Below are 23,586 nucleotides of genomic sequence, written 5' to 3' on the forward strand. Positions count from 1 at the left end.
GTTGAAAAACTGTCTGAGCGGGCTGCTCCTATGGCCGTTGTGCCTCCGAAACCTGTCGCCGAAGGCGCGCCGGGTCAAAGGGCGGGTGTGGGTCGATCTCGACCGTTCGGTCTGGGGCTCGACGAACTGGTCCGGCACGGTGGAGGGCTAATGCGAAAAAGCGCACAGACCAAAGGTCAGTGCGAAGTGGGGATGACCCGGCACCGTGGACGGTTAGGCAGTTGAGTCAGTTGGCCGGACCGGACAAGTCCGGTGATCGCGGTGGCGCCTGCCGGTGTGGATTTCGAGTAAAACCAGATATGGAGACATGGCAGGACTTGGCCCTTCGGGGGCGGAATGCTACGGGGGGGGGCTCCTCGCATCAAGCCGGGCTCAGGAGGACATCGATGACGATCGACTACCGCTGCATGCTGTGCGCGCTGATGCTGGTGACGCCCGGCACGCATGCCGAGGACGACCTGCAGAACCGCGGTCATGACCCGTTCTTCCAGGCCTCCTCTGCGATTCCCAACTGCCCGGAGCCCGCCGGCCCGCGCGTGAATGAAGCCGAGTGGATGCGCGAATCGCATCACCGCATCGAGCACGGCAACCACTGTTGGCTGGAAGGGCGCTGCCGCCTGCCGAACGCCTTCGCTTACGACGAGGAGATTGCCGACAGCACGCACCGCCGGCTGCAATGGCTGTCGGCCAACCTGCCGGGGTGGCGGCAGAGTACCTTGTGGGTGACGGTGTGGCAGCGTTGGGTGCTGGTCCAAGGCTGCGTGGCACCGGACTTTCCGGTGGCGCCGTTCATGGCCGCGCTACACGAGGTTCCCGATGTCGAGAGCGTCATCGATGAAACTACTGCGCATCCGGAGCGGGGTGTGCCTTATGCGCAATTCCGCAAGGGCCCGTCATCGCAAGGCAGCATGAAAGCGGGCGCGGTCCACAGCCCGGTGCCGTAGACCGGATAACGCATGTCCATGCCGGTTCAGCCTCGCGGAACAAGGGTTTCGAGACGCGAAATCATTGTGTCACCGGCGAAAACCGGTCGCGCAGGCTGGCAGGGACGCAGAGCAGCAAGGTCTCAGCCCGGCCATGAAGGGTCATTCGCCGGTGTCGCGAACCTGAGATTGAAGCGTCGGCTTTGCTCAGTCTCCGGTTGTTCGCACCATGCTCAGGCCGGGCCCGCTGCCCACCTGGGCCAGCGCTCGCCCTTCCCGATTCGCGTAACCCAATTGAATCAGCAATTAACCGGCATCCCCGAAAAGGATAGGCATCGCTATCCCTCCCTGGGATCAATATGATGAATAGGTGACTGCCATGAAGCGCGTGACTCATCCGGCGGGTTGGCGCGCTGGACCAGAAGAGTGTGCACCTCATCATGGAGTGCTGCCACCACCGTGGCATCCCACGACCAGCATGGTCATCAGAATCAGATGCTAATATTTACACATGCCGCGTCGTCCTCAGCTTGCCGCGACGCGCTACGTGTCGCAGATACAATTTTCGTGCACCTTTTCCTAGCCGGTATTCAAATGGCTCGGTGTCCATGTTCGAACGGGTGAGAATCGATGGAAAGAATCGACTCGTACAAAGGCTTTGAGATCACCGTGGAGCTTGAGTCTGTGCGGGCTGTGTCGAGCAAATTCACATTTGGGCCCCCGGTGGGGTACATCGCAGTTGTGAGTATCTGCACAGTGGACCCGAAAAGACCAGTAGGCGTTCCAGTTCGGCTCGTCACAGAGGGAAAGTGCGTCTTCGGTACGGTGGACGAAGCTTTGACTGCAGGATTTAGCGCCGCACAGCGTGTGATAGACGACAAGGTTGGCCGTTGAGTCAAATACCACCGGCAAAGCCGGTGGCTTGAAATTGTGAGCGCCTCAAAGGCGCCCATAAAACCGTGAGCCGCCGGTGGCGGCTTACTCCATGACCAGCTTCATCTGGTCGTATCGCTCATCCTCTTCCTCCTGATTGCGGATGTATGCTCGCACCACGTGCTCGTCCAGCCCCACCGTGGAAACGAAGTAGCCTCGGGCCCAAAAGTGCTCGCCGGTAAAATTTCGCTGCCGGGCTACGTACTTCCGGGCTATCTGAATTGCGCTCTTGCCCTTGATGTACCCGACCACATTCGATACCGCATACTTCGGCGGAATGCTCAAACACATGTGAACGTGATCCCCCATCAGGTGCCCTTCGACAATCTTCGATTCCTTAGAACGTAATCCAGCTTGATCCAACCGGCGCTCTGGCCCGGACATCGCCAATCGATGCGGCGCGGTGAGGCATGATCGCCGCCGTGCATCGATATTAATTCCGTGTGCTGGATTTCACGCTTACGTTGATCAGATGTCACACAGCAAGCGTAACTCCCATGGACCTACGCCAGCCAGCGCCGTGTGTGACGGCCTGACGCGCCAGGGCTTACCGTGCTGTTTCGTAGCGCATCGCAGCAAACCCCCACGCAATCAAACGCTTACAGCCGTTGCCCTATAAGTTGTCCACAGGCTCATCCACCTTTTCGGTGCATAACTTTCACATGACTGTCATGTGACAAGAAGAAATGACAACGGAAACAGGCAACTAAGCCGATACGAAAATGGTGGATAACTATCGACCCTCGGTTATCCCGCACCCGCCCGTGCACAACTGCGCTGTCCACACTGGCGTGTGGACAGTCCCGGCTCGCTGGCCGGGGTGCCGCAGTTGCACACAGTCTCCTCGCGGCGTTTTGCCAACGGCCTGGGACGCGATTTGCTTGCCGCGTTCTGATAGTCGCCGATCTATCAAGCGGGATAGCTCGGGCCGACTGCGAAGCGCACCGACCCAAAGGCTTTGCTTAGCAATAAAGTGAAACGATGCCTGTGAATCGGACATGTCATGCCACTGCCGCAGCCAATTTCCTGCAGCAAGTCCTCGCATGAGATGCCAGTGCGCAGCGAATACGTCTTACTGGCTCACGCCGCTGTGGGCGACTTCAACCGCAGCGTCGCGCTTCTTTTTGGCTTCCGCTTTCTTGTGGTCATAAACCTTTTTTGCAGCCGCGACTTCCCTGTTGTATTCGCGATTCGCCGCAGCAACCTGCTGGTGCATTCTCACGATCTCATCCGGATGTTCGGTGGCTGTCGATGGGCTCGCTCCAGGATTGCCTTGCGCCCAGACGCATGAAACGGGTACCAGTGCGAGGGAAGCGGTCATCACGGCCGCAATCGTGTTTTTCATGACGAACTCCCGATATTGTGCCTACGTCGTTGGTCTGCCGGTGGAAAGCTGGCGAGCTTCCAGCCTATACACGTAAAAATAATTGTTGTATTGGACTTTGGTCCAATGACTGGTCGCGTGCCTTCTGATGCTTTCAAAGGCCTGACAGGCGGGCAATCCATTTTCAGCGCAATCGATATGAGTTGCGTCTGGCCGATCGCGACGGATGGTTCGCTTTCATGAATCCGTATCCTTCGGTGATACGGCTCCCGTCTCGCGCGCGAACCAGGCCTGGGTGAGAGAGGATGTCGCGTCCCAAAAGGTTGGGGACATCATGATGGATCTGTTGCAGGCTTTTGTGGAAGTGGATCTGTTGGAAGAAACGCGCGCAGCCGCCATTCGCATCTTCCGCTCGCTGCCACGCGATGAGACGACGTTGGAACGTTTCGCCCAGACCGGTCGTGACGAACCTCTGCTACGCAGTCTTGCCGATGCCTTGAGCCAGCAACTTGCTCAGAGCACCGTCCAGGACTTCACCGCTCTGTCGTCAAGGTTCCGCCCTCGTCCGACCCCGTCTGTGTCTTCTCCACACGTTCAATCTGCACGCGCATCGACCGCGCGTCTGGCAAACCCAGGACTTCCGCCGCAGCGTAAGAGAGATCGATAATCCGGCCTTTGACGTATGGTCCGCGATCGTTGATGCGAACGACAACCGACTTTCCGGTAGCCGACGATCTGACGCGCACATAGCTGCCGAGCGGTAATGTTCGATGGGCGGCAGTCAAGGCGCCGCCATCGTAGCGTTCTCCGTTTGCGGTCAGATGTCCCTGGAACGTTGCCGAATACCATGACGCCTCGCCGGATTGCAACATCTCGTGCTCGTGCCGAGGGCGACAGGAATCAGCTCTGCACGCAGCATGCCTGGACGGAATCTGTCCGCAAGCAGTGAACAAAGCGCAGATTCCCAAGACTCCCAAATAGCGAAGTGATAGCACCATAGACCACCCGTCAGTCAATGTGACGTGGTTCTAACGGTCTCCAAAAGTTCGCGTTGGCGGCGTACACGACCGAAGCATCGCGTTCGGTCAGCCCGGAGGGTGCCTCCAAGAGAGTGCTGCTGCCACCACCGTGGCATCCCACCACCATGGTCAGCGGAATCAGGCAAACGCACAGGAGACTTTTTGTTCGCATGGCCAGGAACTCCTACCTGTCTCATCACAAGATAGGTCACGCGGTATCGGATCGCGAATGTCGCGCTAGCCGGCTTCGTGCCAGGATGGTGGCTACATCGGCATGGCGCGCCGCACAAAAATGATCAATGCGCCACGATCGTAACGGCAGAGCGTGTAACTTTATTGGCGCAGTCGGGACCGCCTTCAGAAACGGCCATTAACAATTCGTTCCAGATGTCGGAAACGGGTCTGACAATTTCGTCAGCGAGCGGCGAGACTGGTCATTGTGAACGGCTGTTATACGTTGGAAGCGGCCGCCGAAGCCGTGCCGGATCGAATGACGCAAACGGGTCGATCAGCGACGGTCGGCCCGACCACACATGTGGGTGGCCAATTGTTGCGATGCAGTATGCAACATGAGCGTTCAACCCACGTAATACGGATACCTGAAAAACGGACCTTCACGCAAGTGAAGGTCCGTCATCAGCCAGGACATCCAGAAGCCGGACAAAGACCACTGTCCGGCGATCAACCATCCCTATCCACCTACTTCACGGCTCCGCCCTGAAACCACGAAGCGATCTGTTGCCGTTCGCCATCGGTCATATGCGTGACGTTGCCAAGCGGCATCGCCTTCAGCGTCACGGCCTGCTGATAGATCCGCTGGGCGTTCTGCGAGATCTCGTCGGGCGTGTCGAGCAGGACGCCGGCAGGCGCGCTGCCCATCAACGTCGGATGCACAGAATGGCACGCGGCGCAACGTTGCTGCAACACGGGCGCAATGTCTGCAACCCTGACAACAGGCGCATTGGCCGCCTGCGCCTGAGCGACGACCGGCTTCGGCATCGTCCAGGCGAGCGCGACGAACATCAGCGCGACGCCCGCGAGCGGCAGATACCACAGCACCTGGCCACGATGGCGCATCACGAAGAACTGACGGATCAGCGCGCCGGCCAGCATGATCACGACCAGCACCGCCCAGTTATAGGGATGCGTATACGTCATCGCATAGTGGTTCGACAGCATCGCGAACACGACCGGCAGCGTGAAATACGTGTTGTGCACCGAGCGCTGCTTGCCGCGCTTGCCGTAGATCGGGTTCGGCACGTCGCCCTTGAGCATCGCGTCGACCATCTTGCGCTGGCCAGGAATGATCACGAAGAACACGTTCGCCGACATGATCGTCGCGAGCATGGCGCCCATGATCAGGTACGCGGCGCGGCCCGCGAAAATGTGGCAGGCGAGCCATGCGGCGATCAGCACGTAAACGCCGACGCAGATGCCGAGCACCTTGTCCTTGCTGCCGAGCAGGCGGCACAGCGAGTCATAGACGATCCAGCCGGCAGCGAGAAATCCGAGCGCCGAAAAGATCGCCACGACCGGACCCATGTCGAGCACGTTTTTGTCGATCAGATAGGTGTTCGGCGCGAACAGGTACAGCACCGTGAAGAGCCCGAAGCCGGACAGCCAGGTTGTGTAGGACGGCCACTTCGACCAGTGCAGGTCTTCGGGCATTTCAGGCGGTGCGACGGTGTACTTCTGCATGTTGTAGAAGCCGCCGCCGTGCACGTGCCACAGTTCGCCGAACACACCGCGGCGGCGCTGGTTCGGGTCCGTCGGCGGTTTCAGGCTGTTGTCCAGTGCGACGAAATAGAACGATTCGCCGATCCATGCGATTGCGGCGATGACGTGAAACCAGCGAATCGCGAGATTCAGCCAGTCGGTAATAAAGCCTTCCATGAAACTCCTCCACTTCCGATGCAATGTGCGCGTTGCGTCATGCTTTTAGAGTCGGCGTTTTGCAGGTGCGTCTCCTTCCATCTGCAAAACGCGGCGGGATCGCGCGTGACCTCTGATGGCTGTGCAGTTGCGGTGCAGTGCGGGGTCCGGCAGACATTCCGCTGTCCCTCAGCCATCCCTGCTGCCCCTCAGTTGCCCCTCAGCTGCCCCGGTAGGTGCTCCAGGACCACGGCGAGACCAGTAGCGGCACGTGCCAGTGCGCCCCCGCATTCGCGACGCCAAAGCGCAGCACGACGCGATCGACGAAACGCGGCTCGGGCACGTTCGCGCCGGCGGCGGCGAAATAGTCGCCGGCATGGAACACGAGTTCGTACTCGCCGGCGACGAGCGCGGCGCCTTCGAGCAGCGGCTCGTCGCAGCGGCCGTCGTTATTGGTGGTAGTGGTTTTGAGCGCCCGGCGCGAGTCGCCGGAGAGCGCGAAGAGTTCGACCTTGATGCCCGCGCCGGGACGGCCGTTTGCGGTGTCGAGCACATGGGTAGTGAGCTTTCCCATTCGCAGTTTTCCTTGTGTGAATTGCGAGGTTTCAGCGGCGGCCCGATCCAGAATACGTTGCGGCGGATCGAGGCTCCACGTCAGTGGCTACATACCCGTCGGCGAATTGAAGCGAGCGCCGTGACAGCCATTGTAAAAAGGATGCTCCCATCCGCGCGCGACCGATAGGAAAGATAATACCTGGCGCATGACCCTTGCCTGGCGGCCGTGTCCGGCGATGTGCGGCTTGCAGTTTGCCGACAGGGGATCCTGCACCGCGCGCCTTACTGAAACGGGGCTTGAGGCGCGCGCGAGATGGATCGCGTCCCGGTTTCGATGCTACTGGCGACAAAAAAGCCGGATATATTGGGTTTGTGAAGGTGGGTATGGCGGCTGGGTGAATTGCCAGCGCAATTTTGGCCCCTGAAGGTTACGTCCATGCGCAGCTCGTCTGCGCGTCCCGAAGACGGCGCAATACGCTGGGTAACCGGGCCAACGGCGTTCGAACGAACGCGGCGGCACCGGGAGCGTGCTGGCCGCAGCGCGTTCGGACGGTTTCATGTTCGTGAGAATCGTTGCAATCGGGAGAACAGGGTGACGACAGAACAACAGGGCCGGCGCGCGAAGACGATGCTGGTCAGGCACGCCGAGGTGCTCGTGACGATGGACGGCGCAAGGCGCGAACTACGCGACGGCGGCCTTTTCATCGAGGACAACCGCATCGTGGCCGTCGGTCCAACGGCCGAACTGCCGGAAACGGCCGACGAAGTGCTGGACATGCGTGGCCACCTGGTGATTCCGGGGCTCATCAACACGCATCATCATATGTACCAGAGCCTGACGCGCGCGATTCCCGCTGCGCAGGACGCTGAGCTCTTCGGCTGGCTGACGAATCTGTACAAGGTATGGGCGAACCTGACGCCCGAGATGATCGAGGTGTCGACGCTCACCGCGATGGCGGAGTTGCTGCTGTCGGGCTGCACGACGTCGAGCGACCATCTGTACATCTATCCGAACGGCAGCCGGCTGGACGACAGCATCGCGGCGGCCAGGCGGATCGGCATGCGCTTTCATGCGAGCCGCGGCAGCATGAGTGTGGGTCAGAAGGATGGCGGTCTGCCGCCGGATTCGGTGGTGGAGAACGAAGCCGACATTCTGCGCGACACGCAGCGGCTCATCGAGACGTATCACGATGACGGGCGTTACGCGATGCTGCGCGTGGTGGTCGCGCCGTGTTCGCCGTTTTCGGTGAGCCGGGATCTGATGCGCGAGTCGGCGACGCTCGCGCGGCAATATGGCGTTTCGCTGCACACGCATCTGGCCGAGAACGTCAACGATATCGCCTACAGCCGCGAGAAGTTCGGGATGACGCCGGCGCAGTACGCGGAAGATCTCGGCTGGGTGGGGCGCGACGTGTGGCACGCGCACTGCGTGCAGCTGGACGATGCGGGAATCGAGCTGTTTGCCCGCACAGGGACTGGCGTTGCGCATTGCCCCTGTTCGAACATGCGGCTCGCTTCGGGCATTGCGCCCGTGCGCAGGATGCGGCTGGCCGGCGTGCCGGTGGGGCTGGGCGTCGACGGATCGGCTTCGAACGACGGCGCGCAGATGGTGGCCGAGGTACGTCAGGCGCTGCTGTTGCAGCGCGTCGGCTTCGGACCCGATGCGATGACGGCTCGCGAAGCGCTCGAGATCGCCACGCTCGGCGGGGCGAAGGTGCTGAACCGGGACGATATCGGCGCCTTGGCGCCCGGCATGGCCGCAGACTTCGTCGCGTTCGATCTACGTCAGCCGCTGTTTGCAGGCGCGTTGCACGATCCGGTCGCGGCGCTGGTGTTCTGCGCGCCGTCGCAGGTGGCCTGCAGCGTGATCGGCGGGAAGGTGATCGTGAAAGACGGGGTGTTGACTACCGTCGAACTGGGAACGGTAGTCGAGCATCACAACCGGCTGTCCAGGACGCTTTTTGAAGCCGCGGGCTGAACGCGGTTATCGGCGGTTTTTTCGTGTCGGTTCCGCGAGCGAGCGGGCAGGTGGGCCGCTGCGAAAACCAGAAAAGACAATCTCAACGCCGACAGCCAGTGCTGCCGGCGCGTAGTGCGAAAGCCTCAGGGCTTGTCGATGAGCGTACGGGTTGCTTCAGCGACGAGGCTGCGCAGCCAGCGGACTTCGTCTGAGTAGTGACAGCGTTCGTGCCACAGCTGGTAGTACTGCATCGGCGGAAAGTCGAGCGGTGCGGGCACGACGGTCAGCGGCAGGAATTTGGCGTAGTGATCGGCGAAAAGCCGCGTAGTCGTGAAGATCAGATCCGACTTGATGAGCACGTAAGGCGCGAGATTGAAGTACGGCAAAGTGACGACGACATGCCGCTTCAACCGCTCACGTGCAAGATGGACATCGATCGCACCACGTTGGCCAACCGAATAAGGAGTCGGCGCAAGATGCGGGGCATTCAGATACTGATCGAGCGTCAACCCGCCGCGTTTGGCGAACGGATGCGCGTTGCTCATCAGGCAGACGATCTGGTCGACGAAAAGGTTCGACAGATGCAGTTGCTCAGGCGGCTCCGGCCAGTTGCCGACGACGATATCGAGCTTGCCGTCCTCGAGCGCGAGTTCGTAATCGAACGAGGGCCCAAGCGAGTGAAATTCGAGCGTCGCGTTCGGCGCGGCCAGCCGGAAGCGTTCGACGACCGTCGGCACGAACAGCACGTTGAGGTAGTCGGGGCAGCCGATGCGGTAGCAACGGATCGACGTCGCCGGGTCGAAGTTGTGCTGCTGGAACTTGATCCGCTCGATTTCGCGCAGCGCGTTCTGCACGGGTTCGAGCAGGCGCAGCCCGTACTCGGTCGGCACCATGCCGGATTTGCCGCGCACCAGAAGCGGGTCGCCGGTGATGTCGCGCAGACGCCGCAGCGCCGCGCTGATAGCCGGCTGGGACTGGTTGAGCTTGACCGCCGCGCGCGTCACGCTGCGCTCCATCAACAGCGTGTGCAAGACGCGTAGTAAATAGGTATCGATCGCCTCGCGTTGCTGACTCATGACTTCTCCGGGTTATATGTTCGGGCTGATCGACTGGGCTTGTGGGTATATGCGTTTTAATATGGACAGAAAGAGCCGTCAAGGGTGGCTTACCCGCAAGAGCTCGCTGTGGCGCGGGTTTGCGGGAATTTTGATGGCTCGACGGGCGGTAGCGAATTAGGTATTGTCACCCGGCTGCAACGCCACAGAACAAGGCGCTCGCGAGCCGACCGGCTTCATTGCAAAGTGCAGTCACTGCGTACTACGGAATCACATGGGCGACTCTTCTTCCTCTGGCGGCTCTGCCGCTACCTGGCCTGCGGCTGTTTCGTCCGCGGTGCCCCGTCTCGCGCTGTCGGGCATCAGCAAACAATATCCGGCGGTGCGCGCCAATGACGACGTCACACTCGTCGTCGCCCCTGGCGAGATTCATGCCGTGCTCGGTGAAAACGGCGCGGGCAAGAGCACGTTGATGAAGATCATCTACGGCTCGGTGCGCCCCGACGCGGGGGAGGTCCGCTGGGAAGGGCAGCCGGTCGAGATCGCGAGCCCGGCTGCGGCGCGCAAGCTTGGCATCGGCATGGTGTTCCAGCACTTCTCGCTGTTCGAGACGCTGACCGTCGGCGAGAACATTGCGCTCGCGCTCGACGAGCCATTCGATCTGAAGACCCTGTCGAAACGCATCCGCGAAGTGTCGGCCGACTACGGCCTCGACATCGACCCGCAGCGGCACGTGCACAGCCTGACCGTGGGCGAGCGGCAACGCGTCGAGATCGTGCGTTGCCTGCTGCAGAATCCGCGGCTGCTGATCATGGACGAGCCGACTTCGGTGCTCACGCCGCAGGCGGTCAGGAAGCTCTTCGAGACGCTCAGGCGGCTCGCATCCGAAGGCTGCAGCATTCTCTACATCAGTCACAAGCTCGACGAGATCCAGGAGCTGTGCGATACGGCGACCGTGATGCGCGGTGGGCGCGTCACCGGCAACGTGAAGCCGCGCGAAGAAACGCAGGCGTCGCTCGCGCAACTGATGGTCGGCCATTCGTTGCCCGACTATGAGCGCCGCGCCCACAATCCCGGCGACGTGCTGCTCGACGTGAAACATCTGTCGGTGGCAAGCGACGATCCGTTCGGCACCTCGCTCGACGATGTGTCGTTTTCGGTTCACGCGGGCGAGGTGTTCGGTATCGCGGGCGTGTCGGGCAACGGCCAGGCCGAGTTGCTGGCGGCGTTGTCCGGCGAACAGCGCGGTGGGCGCGCCGACGCGATCACGATCTGCGGCAAGGCGGCAGGGCGTCTCGGTGCGGGCGGCCGCCGTTCGCTGGGTTTCGCGTTCGTGCCCGAGGAGCGCCTTGGCCGCGGCGCGGTGCCGGCCATGTCGCTGGCCGACAACGCGTTGCTGACCGCGCATCGGCAGAACATGGTGCGCTCCGGCTGGATCAACGCGAAGGCGATGCGCGCCTTCGCCGAGCGCTGCATCGGCTCGTTCGACGTGCGCTGCGGCGGCCCTGACGCGCTTGCGCAGAGTCTGTCGGGCGGCAATCTGCAGAAATACATCGTCGGCCGGGAGATCCTGCAACAGCCGAAAGTGCTGGTCGTCGCGCAGCCCACGTGGGGCGTGGACGTCGGCGCGGCCTCGTTCATCCGTCAGCAGCTGCTCGATCTGTCGGCAGGCGGTGTAGCGATTCTGGTGATCTCCGAAGAGCTCGAAGAACTGTTCGATATCTGCGACCGCATTGCCGTGCTCGCGCGCGGCCGTCTTTCGCCGGTTCGGGCCACCGGCGACACCAACGCCGAAGAAATCGGCCGCTGGATGGCGGGCCTCTTCGGGGAGCGCGGCAGCGGCGCCGGAGGCACGCCGCCGTCGGCGGGACAGCCCGCGCACGCCTGAAAGCGCGCTCCGGGCGAATCGAAAACGCACTCAAAACACACTGACAACACCACGCAAACCACGCCTACCCATGATTTTTCCGTATCGACTCGAAGCGCGCACGACGCCCTCCCGCACGATGCAGCTGGCGGTCCCGCTGATCGCCGCGCTGCTGACGCTCGCGATCGGCTTCCTGATTTTCAGCCTGGTGGGCCGCGACCCGCTGCAGGCGATGCACGCGTTCTTCATCGAACCGCTGTCGAGCGTCAATGGCTGGTCGGAACTGCTGCTCAAGGCGTCGCCGCTATGCCTGATCGGCCTCGGCCTGGCGATCGGCTATCGTGCGAACGTCTGGAACATCGGCGCCGAAGGGCAGATGGTGCTCGGCGGGATCGGTGCGAGCGGCGTCGCGATCTACTTCGACCAGGCGAGCGGCTGGTGGATCCTGTTCCTGATGATGATCGCCGGCGTGCTGGCCGGCATGGCCTGGGCGGCGATTCCCGCATTCCTGAAAAGCCGCTTCAACACCAATGAAATCCTCACGAGCCTGATGCTCACCTACGTCGCCACGCAGTTGCTGATCTGGCTGGTCAGCGGCCCGTGGCGCGATCCGCAGGGGATGAACTTCCCGCTTTCGGAAATGTTCAGCGGCGACGCGCTCTATCCGACCTTCGGCGGCGACTGGCACTGGAAATTCCTGCGCGGCACGCGGCTGAACGCGTCGATCTTCGTCACGCTGGTCGCGATTCCGCTGGTGTGGGTATTCATGCGCAAGAGCTTCGCGGGCTACCGGATGAACGTCGGAGGCCTTGCGCCGCTCGCCGCGCGCTATGCCGGCTTCTCCGACAAGAAGACGATCTGGACGTCACTTCTCATCAGCGGTGGGCTTGCGGGACTCGCCGGCATGGGCGAGATCGCCGGGCCGATCGGTCAGCTGCAGGCCACCTGGTCGCCGGGCTACGGCTTTACCGCGATCATCGTCGTGTTCGTCGGGCGGCTGCATCCGGTTGGCATCGTGCTCGCCAGCCTGCTGATGGCGCTGCTGTATCTCGGCGGCGAGGCGGTGCAAACCTCGATGCAGTTGCCGCAGGCGCTGTCCGGCGTGTTCCAGGGGCTGTTGCTGTTCTGCCTGCTGGGCGCCGACCTGTTCGTGAACTACCGCGTGCGCCGCCATACGGTGGCAGCACATCACTGATTCCCTACAATCACATGGATATCCAGCAAGCCAGCGCGCTGACCTCGAGCGCCGTCGCCGCCGCCATTCCGCTGATGTATGCCGGCGCGGGCGAGCTCGTCACCGAGAAGTCGGGCGTCCTCAACCTCGGCGTCGAAGGCATGATGCTGATGGGGGCGGTCAGCGGGTACGCGGTCACTGCGATCACCGGCAGCCCGTGGCTCGGCGTGCTTGCCGCCATCGCTGCGGGCCTCGCGATGTCGCTGCTGTTCGCCTTCCTGACGCTGACCATGCTCGCCAACCAGGTCGCCACCGGCCTTTCGCTGACGATCTTCGGCATCGGTCTGTCGGCCTATGTCGGCAAGCCGTACACGTCGGCGGCGGTACGCGCGTCGATCGACGCGTGGGTGATTCCGGGCCTCTCCAAGATCCCTGTCATTGGGCCGGCGTTTTTCAGCCTGACGCCGCTCGACTATCTCGCCTTCGCGATGTTCGCTGTGATCGGCTGGTTCCTGTACCGCACACGCGCGGGACTGGTGCTGCGGTCGGTCGGCGAATCGCCGCAGGTCGCGCATTCGGTCGGCTTCCCGGTGATCGGCGTGCGCTACGGCGCGACCCTCTTCGGTGGTGGCATGGCGGGTCTGGCGGGTGGCTATTATTCGATCGTCAACCTGCATCTGTGGCAGGAGCAGCTGACTTCCGGCCGCGGCTGGATCGCGCTCGCGCTGGTCGTGTTCGCGACGTGGCGGCCCGGGCGCCTGTTGATCGGTGCGCTGCTGTTCGGCGCGGTGAGCGGCCTGCAGTTCTACGCCCAGGCGATCGGCGTGCCGGTTCCGACGCAGTTCCTTGCGATGACGCCGTACGTGGCGACGATCGTTGTGCTGGTGATCATTTCGCGCAATCCGAATACGATCCGCCTCAATGCGCCGGCCTCGCTCGGCAAGCCGTTCTTTGCGGCGGGTTGACCCGGCCCGATGCACCGAGCTCCCAGATGGTTTGAACAAGCTTGAACAATTCAGTTACACGACAGGAGAAGCAACGATGAGAAGAAAAATGCTGACCGCACTCGCGCTGGCCGCCGCCTCGCTGAGTCTGGGCGCGACCCTGACGCAGACCGCGCGCGCGGCCGACGCGCCGGGCGTCGCATTCGTCTACCTCGGCAACCCGGGCGACGCCGGCTGGACTTTCGCGCACGACCAGGGCTCGAAGGAAGCCGAGGCGCACTTCGGCAACAAGATCAGGATCACGCGAGTGGAAAACGTGCCGGAATCGGCCGACTCCGAACGCGTGTTCCGCGATCTCGCCAACAAGGGCAACAAGATCATCATCGGTTCGAGCTTCGGCTATCAGGACTTCATGTTGAAGGTGGCGAAGGACTTCCCGGATACGGTGTTCCTGCACGCCACCGGCTACAAGAAGGCCCCGAACTTCGGCACCTATGACGTGCGGATGTACCAGGGCGCCTATCTGGCCGGCGTCGCGGCGGGCTATGTGACGAAGACCAACACGCTCGGCTTCGTGGCGTCGGTGCCGATTCCCGAGGTGGTGCGCAATATCAATGCGTACACGCTCGGCGCGCGTTCGGTGAATCCGAAGATTCATACGAAGGTTATCTGGATCAACAGCTGGTTCGATCCGGGCAAGGAAAAGCAGGCCGCCGAAACGCTGATCGGGCAGGGCGCCGATGTGCTGCTGCAGAACACCGACTCCAGCGCGACGCTCGCGACGGCTTCGGAAAAGCACGTACACGCGTTCGGCTGGGATTCGGACATGAAGAAGTTCGGTCCTGACGCGCACCTAGGTTCGGTGGTCGCGCACTGGGGCGTGTATTACATCGCGGCGATCCAGCAGGTGCTGGATGGCAAGTGGAAGAACGACCCGGTGTGGTGGGGCATTCCGCAGAAAGCCGTCAACCTTGAAGATCTGAACACCGGCGCGATTCCCGCCAATGCGCAGAAGGAAGTCGAAGGCAAGCGCGAGCAGCTGGCGAGCGGCAAGTGGGATGTGTTCACCGGCCCGATCAAGGATCAGTCGGGCAGCGTGAAGGTGCCGGCCGGCAAGACGCTGACCGACCCGGAACTGCAGCGGCTCAACTGGTACGTCGAAGGTGTCGACGGCTCCTTGCCGAAATAGCGGGACTGTTCAAGGCACAGTCAGTCCGGCCACCATCGACCATGCAGCGGCCCGCGCCGCTGTTTTCAAGGGTTGCGCTCGATGCGGGCGCAACCCTTTTTTGTCGCCTTGCGCGGCCTGCTGCGATGCATCACTCCTCGATGCGCAGCCCGACCTTGATGGTCACCTGCCAGTGGACGACCTTATCGTCCTCGATCTGGCCTCGGGTCTCGGTCACTTCGAACCAGTGCAGGTTGCGCAATGTCTTCGAGGCTTTTTCTATCGCGGTGCGGATCGCATCGTCGCTCGATTTCGTCGACGAGCCGGTCAGCTCGATCTGCTTGTAGACGTGGTCTTTTTCTTTCATGAGCTCCTCCAGAGGTTGAAAAAAGTATAGGCAATGCCGCGACCATCGGCGGGCCGGCTTGCGCGATGCAAGTGGGTGACGCACGTCGCGTGCCCGGCATGGCGACTCGCATGGCGGCCGGTATGATGACGAAGACTGCCAACACCCTTCGAAAACGAGGTACCCAGAGTGGAAATCGGCTTTTGTGGACCGGGCCTGATGGGCGGGCCGATGATCCGGCACCTGCTGCGCGCAGGTCATGCCGTGCATGTGTGGAACCGCACGCGGGCGAAGGCCGAAGCGCTGCAGGAAGACGGCGCGAAGGTGGTCGACACGCCGCACGAACTTGCCGCCCACGCTGAGGCGGTGCTGCTGTGTGTCGCCGATGCGGCCGCCGTCGAAGATGTGATTTTCGGCGTGAATGGCCTGCTCGGGCCCGATGCTGGCGATGATGTCGGCGCGAGCGCGGCCGGCAAGGTTCGCTGGATCGTCGATCATTCGAGCATTCCACCGTCCGCGACCCGCGCGCTGGCGGAGCGGGCTGCTGCGGCTGGCGTCGGCTGGGTCGATGCGCCCGTATCAGGCGGTGTCGGAGGGGCGACGGCGGGCACGCTGGCGATCATGGCGGGCGGTGACGCGGCCCACGTCGCAGCGGTAACGCCGGTGATCAACGCTTATGCCTCGCGCGTCACCCACATGGGCGCGGTCGGCGCGGGTCAGACCACCAAGCTGTGCAACCAGGCAATCGTCACATCGACGGTGGCCGCGATCGCCGAAGCGGTCACGCTCGCGCAAAGGAGCGGCATCGACGCCGCGCGTCTGACGGAAGCGCTGGCCGGCGGCTGGGCGGATTCGGTGCTGTTGCAAACCTTCGTCCCACGCATGACGCAAGCCGGTCTGCCGCCGCTCGGTGCGCTGAAGACCTTTCAGAAGGACGTCGATACGGTCGCCGCGACGGCGTTCGAGACCGGCACGCCGATGCCGGTTTCGGGCACGGTCCAGCAACTGCTGAGGCTCGCCGCAGCGATGGGGCTCTCGAATGCCGACTTTGCCGCGTTCGTCGACGTGCTCCAGCCTGATCGCCGTTCGGCGCAGTAATCAAACCGGGCCGGATCAGGTGGGGAGAGCCCGCGGTCTCCAGTCAGAAAAGACCGGCGATAACCTGCTAAAATACTGGGTTTTTCGCCGATATATCATTCAAAGGGACGCGCCGTGCTGTCTACCGCCAACATCACCATGCAATTCGGGCCTAAGCCCCTCTTCGAGAACATCTCGGTCAAATTCGGGGAAGGCAACCGCTATGGCCTGATCGGAGCGAACGGTTGCGGCAAGTCGACCTTCATGAAGATCCTCGGCAGCGACCTCGAACCGAGCTCGGGCCAGGTCATGCTCGAACCTGACATCCGCCTCGGCAAGCTGCGCCAGGACCAGTTTGCGTACGAAGACGTGCGCGTGCTCGACGTCGTCATGATGGGTCACACCGAAATGTGGGCCGCGATGACCGAGCGCGACGCGATCTATGCGAACCCCGACGCCACCGACGACGACTACATGCACGCCGCGGAGCTCGAAGCGAAGTTCGCCGAGTACGACGGCTACACGGCCGAAGCGCGCGCAGGCGAACTGCTGCTCGGCATCGGCATCGCGATCGATCTGCATGACGGTCCGATGAGCAATGTCGCGCCCGGCTGGAAGCTGCGCGTGCTGCTGGCGCAGGCACTCTTCTCGAAGCCCGACGTGCTGCTGCTCGACGAGCCGACCAACAACCTGGACATCAACTCGATCCGCTGGCTGGAAGACGTCCTCAACCAGTACAACTCGACGATGATCATCATCTCGCACGATCGACACTTCCTGAACCAGGTCTGCACGCACATGGCGGACATGGACTACGGCACGCTGAAGGTCTACCCGGGCAACTACGACGACTACATGCTGGCCAGCACGCAGGCCCGCGAGCGTCAGCAGGCGGCGAACGCGAAGGCGAAAGAGCGCGTCGCCGACCTGCAGGACTTCGTGCGCCGCTTCTCGGCGAACAAGTCGAAGGCGCGTCAGGCAACCAGCCGCGCGAAGCAGATCGAAAAGATCAAGATCGAGGAATTCAAGCCGTCGTCGCGGCAGAATCCGTTCATCCGCTTCGAGTACGAGAAGAAGCTGCACAACATCGCGGTGGTCGCGGACACGATCACGAAGAAGTACGACCGCACGATCTTCCAGAATTTCAATCTGAGCGTGCAACCCGGCGAGCGTATCGCGATCATCGGCGAGAACGGCGCGGGCAAAACCACGCTGCTGCGCTCGCTGCGCGGCAACGTCGAGCTGGATCACGGCACGGTCAAGTGGGCGGAAAACGCGAACGTCGGCTACATGCCGCAGGACACGTACGAAGAGTTTCCGGACGACGTCACGCTGATGGACTGGATCGACAACTACCGCAAGGAAGGCGACGACGAGCAGTCGGTGCGTGGCACGCTCGGCCGGCTGCTGTTCAATGCGGACGATATCCGCAAGTCGGTGAAGGTGCTCTCCGGTGGTGAGAAGGGCCGCATGATCTGGGGCAAGCTGATGCTGGGCCGTCACAACGTGCTGCTGATGGACGAGCCGACCAACCACATGGACATGGAGTCGATCGAATCGCTGCAGATCGCGCTCGAAAAGTATGAAGGTACGCTGATTTTCGTGTCGCACGACCGTGAGTTCGTGAGCGGCCTGGCTAACCGGATCATCGAAGTGAAGACCGACGGCACGCTGAACGACTTCGGCGGCAATTACGAGGACTTCCTCGGGAGCCAGGGCGTGCAGTAAGCTTCTTTGCTGCGCGTTGATTCGCTGCAAAAGCCCGCTTCGTTCGATGAAGTGACCCCGCAAAATTGGACAGTTTTCGGCTAGGGCCGAGGGGGCTGGGTTCTGTACATCACAGGACTCAGCCCGTTTAACTTCAGCCTGATGCGTTTGTAGTTGTAGTTGCTGACCCTCGCGATTCACCACTGATTCATGATGAGAGGCGCGATAGCCCAGTGGCAGGCTGCCGCGTCTCTCATCCGTGCAACCCTGTCTTGCTCAGAACTTGTAATTCAGGCCAACGGAGAAACCCATTGGTCTGCCTCCCGCGTAGCAGAACGGCGCACCATTCGAGATCGAACTGCCGTCATGGCAATCAATGGAGACGGCTCGCCCACCTGCGCCCAAGGCATAGTGGCCAAGCTGCTGATTGAATGCCACCGCATAAACTGCATAAAGCGTGGCGTGTTTGTCGACAGAATGTCTGTACATCGCGGTGAGCATATTGGCGCCGTTGGAAGGATTCGGGATACCAATAGCGTTCGGGTCGGCCGGAGCCGTGTTGTGTTGCCCCGGGTCGCCCGGCGTGCGACCGGCGTGTGCCCAACCCACGCTCGCGGTATCTTTAGGGGTGAATTCCTGTGTCACGGCAAGCCAGAAGCCATTACGGCTCCGCTCGTTCTGTGATTGCAGGTAGGCCGGAATGTTTCTGCGCATCACTTCAAAAATTGCGCTCACGGTGGTAAGCGTGGGAAGCTTGTATTGCGCACCGACCTTGAATGCCCATTCGTTGCCGATATCGTTGGGGTCCGTCCCATCAGGCGAAGCCAGCGCCGCGGGACTGTTCGTCACATCGCTTGAGCGATTCACGTCGCGGTGCAACTCATAGGCTGTCGTAAAGTACAGCGGCCCGTTGGTATAGGCGAGGTTCGCGCTGTAGGCCGACCCATAGCTGCCATCGTTACACGCGATCGGGTTCCCGCCGCTACCGGGCACGTTGCCGCCCGTGCAGTTAGACTCGCCGGCGGCCTGCACCGAATTTTCAAAACCGCGGTTTTGACCCGGCGAGACGAGGGCGTTGAAAGACCAGCCGTGAAAACTGGGCGACTCATACCAGATCGCGTGGTCCAGCCGCGTGCCGAATTCAACGCGATTGTCGCCGCCCGTATTACCCATGATGATGGAGTAATCGCCCCACGTGCCGGAAAATGGATTCATGCGTGCAGTCGACGTTTTGTAGGGAGCATCGGTCTTGCCGATCTTCAGTGCTCCCCACTTCGACGAATCCACGCCAATGAAGCTGTTACGTGACGTAAGAGCGCCCTTGACGGTGGAGTCCTGCGCGGAGTTCGAATTGGAAGTTCCGGCGGTCGCTGAGATATCAAGTTGAGTTTCCAGTTGATAGACGAACGAGAGCCCGCTTGAACCGAATGGTCGCTTGCCGCGAATCCCGACATAGGAAAGATTGGTCGATATGTCTGGCTGCCAGCCCATATGGCCTTGAGGCGAGACGACAGTCCCGCCTGGCGTGACGTATGAGGAACTGAGGCCTTTGGTCGCGTAGTCCACAGAGAGATCAAGGTTTCCGTAGAATTCCATATCGCCTAGCGCAGCCAGCAACGACTTCAGCCGGGGCGGCATGCCGGCACCCCATCCGGAGGATGCGTCCGCATCGGACGTCTGTTGCACGCCTGACGATGCGCTTGTGCCTGGGCCTGCGCTTGCGTTTGTGTTCGTGCTTGCGCTTACGACGCCTGGATTCGCTACTTGCTGACTGCTCGCCGATTGAGCTTGCCTGGCAGTCAGCGCATCGAGCTTTTTATTGAGCACTTCCATTTGCTGTTTCAACAGCTGGATCTCTTGCGCCTGATCATTCGAAGTAGTTGCCTGACCAAATGCTCCGCCTGAACAGGCAACACTGCCGGCCGCCAAAAACAACAGCCGGAGTGACCCGCAAAGCGGCTTCAGCTTCGTTGCTTTCAATGCTATCTCCTATATAATTAGTTTTACTTATTATTAATAATAGTTAAAGCGACTTCTGGCATCTTTCTCTTATAACAAAGAGATCATATTTTTGATTGACCTTCCGGGTGAGCCGCTGTCTCCTTGATGCGGCTCATATTGAAAATCTTGTTGCCATGATGCGTGCGCTATCTCAGGTAACAAATCCCCCGAGATAGATGGTCAATTTGTCTATTGAAGTAATGTATTTGTAACTTGTTGCGATCGAAGTGCGCCCCTAATTTGAGGCCATCTGATCGTTTAAGACAGTTAAATTTTTTTATGATATCCATTACCTGCAGCCTGGGCAGACACTGATTCAGCCGTTGTGCGTGCATTGCCGGGCGTTGGAGCATTCTGTCTCAGCACGGTTGTTCGTCTGCAGATGGTCAGGCGGCAACGCTATATCAGCAGCAGATGACGCAGATCAACAAAGCGTGCGCTTCATCCCGCGCACGCTCCGTTCTTTGACCTGCCGCAATACGCGGCGCGCCCCATTCGCGACCATCGACGTTTTTCTGTCGACGAGGTCGCCATCATGTTTCCATCCCACTCCTTTGCGCCGCTCGTCATCCGTGGCCGAACCCTGTTGCCTGTTGTGCAGGGCGGCATGGGGGTTGGCGTGTCGGCGCATCGTCTGGCTGGCAGCGTTGCACGTGAGGGCGCGCTCGGCACGATCGCGAGTATCGACCTGCGCCATCATCATGCTGATCTGGTCGAGCTGTGCCGTGTGAATCCGGAACGCGCGACGCTCGAACGCGCGAACCTCACCGCGCTCGCGCGCGAAATTGCGTCCGCTCGCGCGTTGAGCGAAGGGCGGGGGATGATCGCGGTCAATGTGATGAAAGCGGTCAATGCGCACGCGGACTATGTGCGGGTCGCATGCGAGAGCGGCGCCGATGCGATCGTGATGGGCGCGGGCTTGCCACTCGATCTGCCCGATCTCACGCAGGGCCATGACATCGCGCTGATCCCGATTCTCTCCGATAGTCGCGGTGTTGCCCTCGTGCTGAAGAAGTGGATGAAGAAGGGCCGACTGCCCGACGCGATTGTGATCGAGCATCCTGGGCACGCTGGCGGCCATCTCGGCGTGACGAATCTCGCGGACATGCAGGATGAACGTTTCTCTTTTTCCCGCGTGCTGGAAGAACTCGCATCCACCTTTGCTTCACTCGGATTGCGTCGCGAAGACGTGCCATTGATTGTCGCGGGCGGCATCAACAGTCACGAGGTCGTTCGTGCGTGTCTTGCAGCCGGAGCAAACGGCGTACAACTCGGCACGCCATTCGCAGTCACCGAGGAAGGCGACGCGCATCCGAACTTCAAGCGCGTCCTCGTCGACGCGGCGCCGGAAGACATCGTCGAGTTCGTCAGTGTCACCGGCTTGCCCGCACGAGCGGTCAGGACTCCGTGGCTTGCGCGCTATCTGCGCAACGAGACCAGCATACGAGCGAAGATCGGCGCGGTGAGGCACGCGTGCCCGACTGCGCTCGAGTGCCTGAGCGCATGCGGTCTGCGCGACGGTATCGCGAAGTTCGGGCATTTCTGTATCGATACGCGCCTTGCCGCCGCGCTGCGTGGCGATGTCACTAATGGACTCTTCTTTCGCGGCCGCGAGACGTTGCCGTTCGGCAATGCGATCCGCAGCGTGCGAGATCTGCTCGAACTGCTGCTGACGGGCGTGGCGCGACCTCCTGTCGCACGGCGCTGTGCGTTCTCCCTGGGTTGATCGGGGTCAACGCGGCATGTCGCGAGGCCTTTGAAAATGCGAAGGCTTGACGACAACGGGGAAACACAACATGAAGAACTGGATCAACGGGGTGGCTGCGGCCTCGTGCGCCCTTGCCATGTGTCTGGCTGCAACGCCGGCGAGTGCGGCAGACGATGTAACGATGGGGGGCATTCACGCCGGCGACGTACTCGTCCGCCTGCGGGCGATCAGCATCATGCCGCAGGTCGGCACGAACAACACGCTGTCCGCGCTGAATGTCGGCGTGAACAACGCGATCGTTCCGGAACTGGACTTCACCTACATGATTCGCGACAACATCGGTGTCGAGCTGATTCTCGGCACGTCGCGACATCAGCTGACATCGAATCCCGGCAACCTTGGCGGCGTGAACGTGTTGCCGCCGACGCTACTGCTGCAATATCACTTCAATCATCAAGGGCGCGTGCGGCCCTACGTAGGCACGGGTTTGAACTACACGTATTTTTATAACAACGGTCTGAACGTCGGCGGTCAGCCGATCTCGATCAGCAATCACAGTTTCGGACCGGCGCTGCAGGCGGGCGTCGACGTGCAGGTCGCGAAGAACCTCTTCATCAACGCCGACATCAAGAAGATCTGGATGCGGACCGATGCATCGCTCGGTGGCTCATCGCTGGGCACGCTGCATATCGATCCGCTCGTGGTCGGGCTGGGTGTCGGGATGAAGTTCTGAGGCCCGCCGACGCGTATCCGTGCAGCGTGTCCATGGAAACGAAACGCCGGCAGGCCGGCGTTTTTTTCGTCGGGGAAGAAGAGGCGTCAGAGGTGGTCGTTCTGGAACCGCATCGCCGTGCCTTCACGCTTGATGCGCTCCCAGACGAGGCGCTTTTCGTCGTCGCTGAGAAAGACCCAGTTCGACACTTCGGTGGCGGTGCGTCCGCAGCCCTTGCAGATTTCGTCGAAGAGCGTGGAGCAGACGCCGATGCAGGGGCTGTCGGGCAGGTCGTGAAGGTTTGAAGCCATTGAAAACCTTGGGCGGAAAGCGGAAGCGGTCCGATATGTTAACCGATCCGGGTTATGCGCCCGGTGAACCCATGCGGCGCGCACGGCTGGCTTTCCGGACGAGCGCGGAACCCGCGGGCCGCTCAGGATCGCCGCGCGGCGCCGGAGCGGATGCTTCATTGCGCCATGGCCACCTGCCAGAGCAGCGCGCCGTTGAGCGTCAGGACGCATCCCACGGCGCGCCACGGCAGCACGAGCGGGACGCCGCGCACGCACCAGCTTCCCACCAGGCGCGAGTCCGACACGAATCGGACGAGCGGCAGGACGGCGAGGGGCAATTGCAGGCAGAGCACCACCTGGCCTGCAACCAGCAGCTGATTGGAGCCGCGCGGCCCGAACAGCGAGACGGCGAGACGGCGAGAAGCGCCGCGTTGATCACGAACGCAAATGACAGCGAGCCGAAAGTATCGTAATTGACCCTGCGCAGCGCGTTCGCGATGCTGGCGTCGTCGCCATCGGGCGCATGGCGATTGACCAGCTTCGAATGCAGATACAGATTGTGCGGCATGACCGTCGCGCCGAGAATCCCCGCCGCAAGCCATACCATCCCGGCATCGCGCAGCAGGTCGCCATCCGGGGCCACGCCCCCAAGCATCGCCTGCCAGTTGGGCCGCGCGAGTGCCAGTTCGACGACGAAACACAAGCCGACGAGGGGCGCCGTCGGCGGCGATCGGGGCCGTCCAGAACCACCTGACCGTCATGCGCTGAAACTTGCAGGTCCCTTGCGAGACCCGGTAGCCGGTTTTTTTACGGGTAGACACGCGCCGATAACCCGATAAAATTGCGCCGGTTTGTTCAATGGTGTCAGATGGACAGGTCGCGTGCCGTGTACCGTTTGCGCGACATCACGGCGATTTTTTTTAAAGCGTGCAATATTTAGTGGTAGCTTTC

At 61.6% G+C, this 23,586-nt stretch carries 20 protein-coding genes and 1 pseudogene; 10 read left to right on the plus strand and 11 right to left on the minus strand.

Annotated elements, in window-relative coordinates; translation table 11 throughout:
• The first annotated feature begins 386 nt into the window (after positions 1-386).
• Positions 387-944 carry a BON domain-containing protein gene (locus P3T23_RS40270; protein WP_429321629.1) on the plus strand — a complete coding sequence of 186 codons (558 nt, stop codon included), beginning with the start codon at positions 387-389 and terminating at the stop codon, positions 942-944.
• A gap of 957 nt (positions 945-1,901) precedes the next feature.
• Here P3T23_RS40270 and tnpA read toward each other — a convergent pair.
• From tnpA to uraH, 5 genes are all read right to left on the minus strand, one after another.
• Positions 1,902-2,294, minus strand: coding sequence for an IS200/IS605 family transposase (gene tnpA / locus P3T23_RS40275; protein ID WP_429321681.1), 393 nt, complete (start codon positions 2,292-2,294; stop codon positions 1,902-1,904).
• Positions 2,295-2,928: 634 nt separating this feature from the next.
• Positions 2,929-3,201 carry a hypothetical protein gene (locus tag P3T23_RS40280; protein WP_429321630.1) on the minus strand — a complete coding sequence of 91 codons (273 nt, stop codon included), beginning with the start codon at positions 3,199-3,201 and terminating at the stop codon, positions 2,929-2,931.
• Positions 3,202-3,713: 512 nt separating this feature from the next.
• Entirely contained in the window at positions 3,714-4,178 is a 465-nt protein-coding gene (locus tag P3T23_RS40285) for a septal ring lytic transglycosylase RlpA family protein (RefSeq protein ID WP_429321631.1), read from the minus strand.
• 720 nt (positions 4,179-4,898) lie between these two features.
• Positions 4,899-6,092 carry a urate hydroxylase PuuD gene (locus P3T23_RS40290; protein ID WP_429321632.1) on the minus strand — a complete coding sequence of 398 codons (1,194 nt, stop codon included), beginning with the start codon at positions 6,090-6,092 and terminating at the stop codon, positions 4,899-4,901.
• Between the two features lie 199 nt (positions 6,093-6,291).
• On the minus strand, positions 6,292-6,645 hold the full coding sequence (gene uraH, locus P3T23_RS40295) for a hydroxyisourate hydrolase (protein WP_429321633.1): 354 nt from the start codon (positions 6,643-6,645) through the stop codon (positions 6,292-6,294).
• 609 nt (positions 6,646-7,254) lie between these two features.
• On the opposite strand from uraH, the gene P3T23_RS40300 reads away from it, so the two are divergent.
• Complete coding sequence (locus P3T23_RS40300; RefSeq protein ID WP_429321682.1) at positions 7,255-8,604, plus strand: 8-oxoguanine deaminase; 1,350 nt, start codon at positions 7,255-7,257, stop codon at positions 8,602-8,604.
• Positions 8,605-8,729: 125 nt separating this feature from the next.
• Here P3T23_RS40300 and P3T23_RS40305 read toward each other — a convergent pair whose 3' ends face one another.
• Positions 8,730-9,662, minus strand: coding sequence for a LysR substrate-binding domain-containing protein (locus P3T23_RS40305; protein ID WP_429321634.1), 933 nt, complete (start codon positions 9,660-9,662; stop codon positions 8,730-8,732).
• Positions 9,663-9,915: 253 nt separating this feature from the next.
• Here P3T23_RS40305 and P3T23_RS40310 point away from each other — a divergent pair, with 253 nt between their 5' ends.
• From P3T23_RS40310 to P3T23_RS40325, 4 genes are all read left to right on the plus strand, one after another.
• Complete coding sequence (locus P3T23_RS40310; protein ID WP_429321635.1) at positions 9,916-11,529, plus strand: ABC transporter ATP-binding protein; 1,614 nt, start codon at positions 9,916-9,918, stop codon at positions 11,527-11,529.
• A 70-nt stretch (positions 11,530-11,599) separates the two neighbouring features.
• Positions 11,600-12,703 (plus strand): ABC transporter permease, encoded by a 1,104-nt coding sequence (locus P3T23_RS40315; protein WP_429321636.1) that lies wholly within the window; start codon positions 11,600-11,602, stop codon positions 12,701-12,703.
• A 14-nt stretch (positions 12,704-12,717) separates the two neighbouring features.
• Positions 12,718-13,647 carry an ABC transporter permease gene (locus tag P3T23_RS40320; RefSeq protein ID WP_429321637.1) on the plus strand — a complete coding sequence of 310 codons (930 nt, stop codon included), beginning with the start codon at positions 12,718-12,720 and terminating at the stop codon, positions 13,645-13,647.
• Between the two features lie 76 nt (positions 13,648-13,723).
• Positions 13,724-14,815 (plus strand): BMP family ABC transporter substrate-binding protein, encoded by a 1,092-nt coding sequence (locus P3T23_RS40325; protein WP_429321638.1) that lies wholly within the window; start codon positions 13,724-13,726, stop codon positions 14,813-14,815.
• A 130-nt stretch (positions 14,816-14,945) separates the two neighbouring features.
• Here the strand turns inward: P3T23_RS40325 and P3T23_RS40330 are convergent, their stop codons facing one another.
• Entirely contained in the window at positions 14,946-15,161 is a 216-nt protein-coding gene (locus P3T23_RS40330; protein WP_429321639.1) for a dodecin, read from the minus strand.
• 168 nt (positions 15,162-15,329) lie between these two features.
• Here P3T23_RS40330 and P3T23_RS40335 point away from each other — a divergent pair, with 168 nt between their 5' ends.
• The gene (locus tag P3T23_RS40335) at positions 15,330-16,238 is read left to right on the plus strand and encodes an NAD(P)-dependent oxidoreductase (RefSeq protein WP_429321640.1); all 909 of its coding nucleotides are present in this window, start codon (positions 15,330-15,332) and stop codon (positions 16,236-16,238) included.
• A 114-nt stretch (positions 16,239-16,352) separates the two neighbouring features.
• Complete coding sequence (locus P3T23_RS40340; RefSeq protein WP_429321641.1) at positions 16,353-17,945, plus strand: ABC-F family ATPase; 1,593 nt, start codon at positions 16,353-16,355, stop codon at positions 17,943-17,945.
• An 80-nt stretch (positions 17,946-18,025) separates the two neighbouring features.
• Here the strand turns inward: P3T23_RS40340 and P3T23_RS40345 are convergent, their stop codons facing one another.
• Both P3T23_RS40345 and P3T23_RS40350 read right to left on the minus strand, forming a co-directional pair.
• Entirely contained in the window at positions 18,026-18,121 is a 96-nt protein-coding gene (locus P3T23_RS40345; protein ID WP_429321683.1) for an IS3 family transposase, read from the minus strand.
• Between the two features lie 79 nt (positions 18,122-18,200).
• Positions 18,201-19,904 (minus strand): porin, encoded by a 1,704-nt coding sequence (locus tag P3T23_RS40350; protein ID WP_429321642.1) that lies wholly within the window; start codon positions 19,902-19,904, stop codon positions 18,201-18,203.
• A 556-nt stretch (positions 19,905-20,460) separates the two neighbouring features.
• Here P3T23_RS40350 and P3T23_RS40355 point away from each other — a divergent pair.
• Entirely contained in the window at positions 20,461-21,651 is a 1,191-nt protein-coding gene (locus P3T23_RS40355) for an NAD(P)H-dependent flavin oxidoreductase (RefSeq protein ID WP_429321643.1), read from the plus strand.
• Positions 21,652-21,769: 118 nt separating this feature from the next.
• On the plus strand, positions 21,770-22,366 hold the full coding sequence (locus tag P3T23_RS40360) for an OmpW/AlkL family protein (protein WP_429321684.1): 597 nt from the start codon (positions 21,770-21,772) through the stop codon (positions 22,364-22,366).
• A gap of 86 nt (positions 22,367-22,452) precedes the next feature.
• Here the strand turns inward: P3T23_RS40360 and P3T23_RS40365 are convergent, their stop codons facing one another.
• The gene (locus P3T23_RS40365; RefSeq protein WP_429321644.1) at positions 22,453-22,656 is read right to left on the minus strand and encodes a DUF1289 domain-containing protein; all 204 of its coding nucleotides are present in this window, start codon (positions 22,654-22,656) and stop codon (positions 22,453-22,455) included.
• 155 nt (positions 22,657-22,811) lie between these two features.
• A pseudogene (locus P3T23_RS40370) lies at positions 22,812-23,344 on the minus strand (divalent metal cation transporter); the annotation flags it as partial.
• Positions 23,345-23,586 lie beyond the last annotated feature (242 nt).

Origin of the sequence: Paraburkholderia sp. GAS448 (genome assembly GCF_050435685.1) — a bacterium.
Taxonomy (GTDB): domain Bacteria; phylum Pseudomonadota; class Gammaproteobacteria; order Burkholderiales; family Burkholderiaceae; genus Paraburkholderia.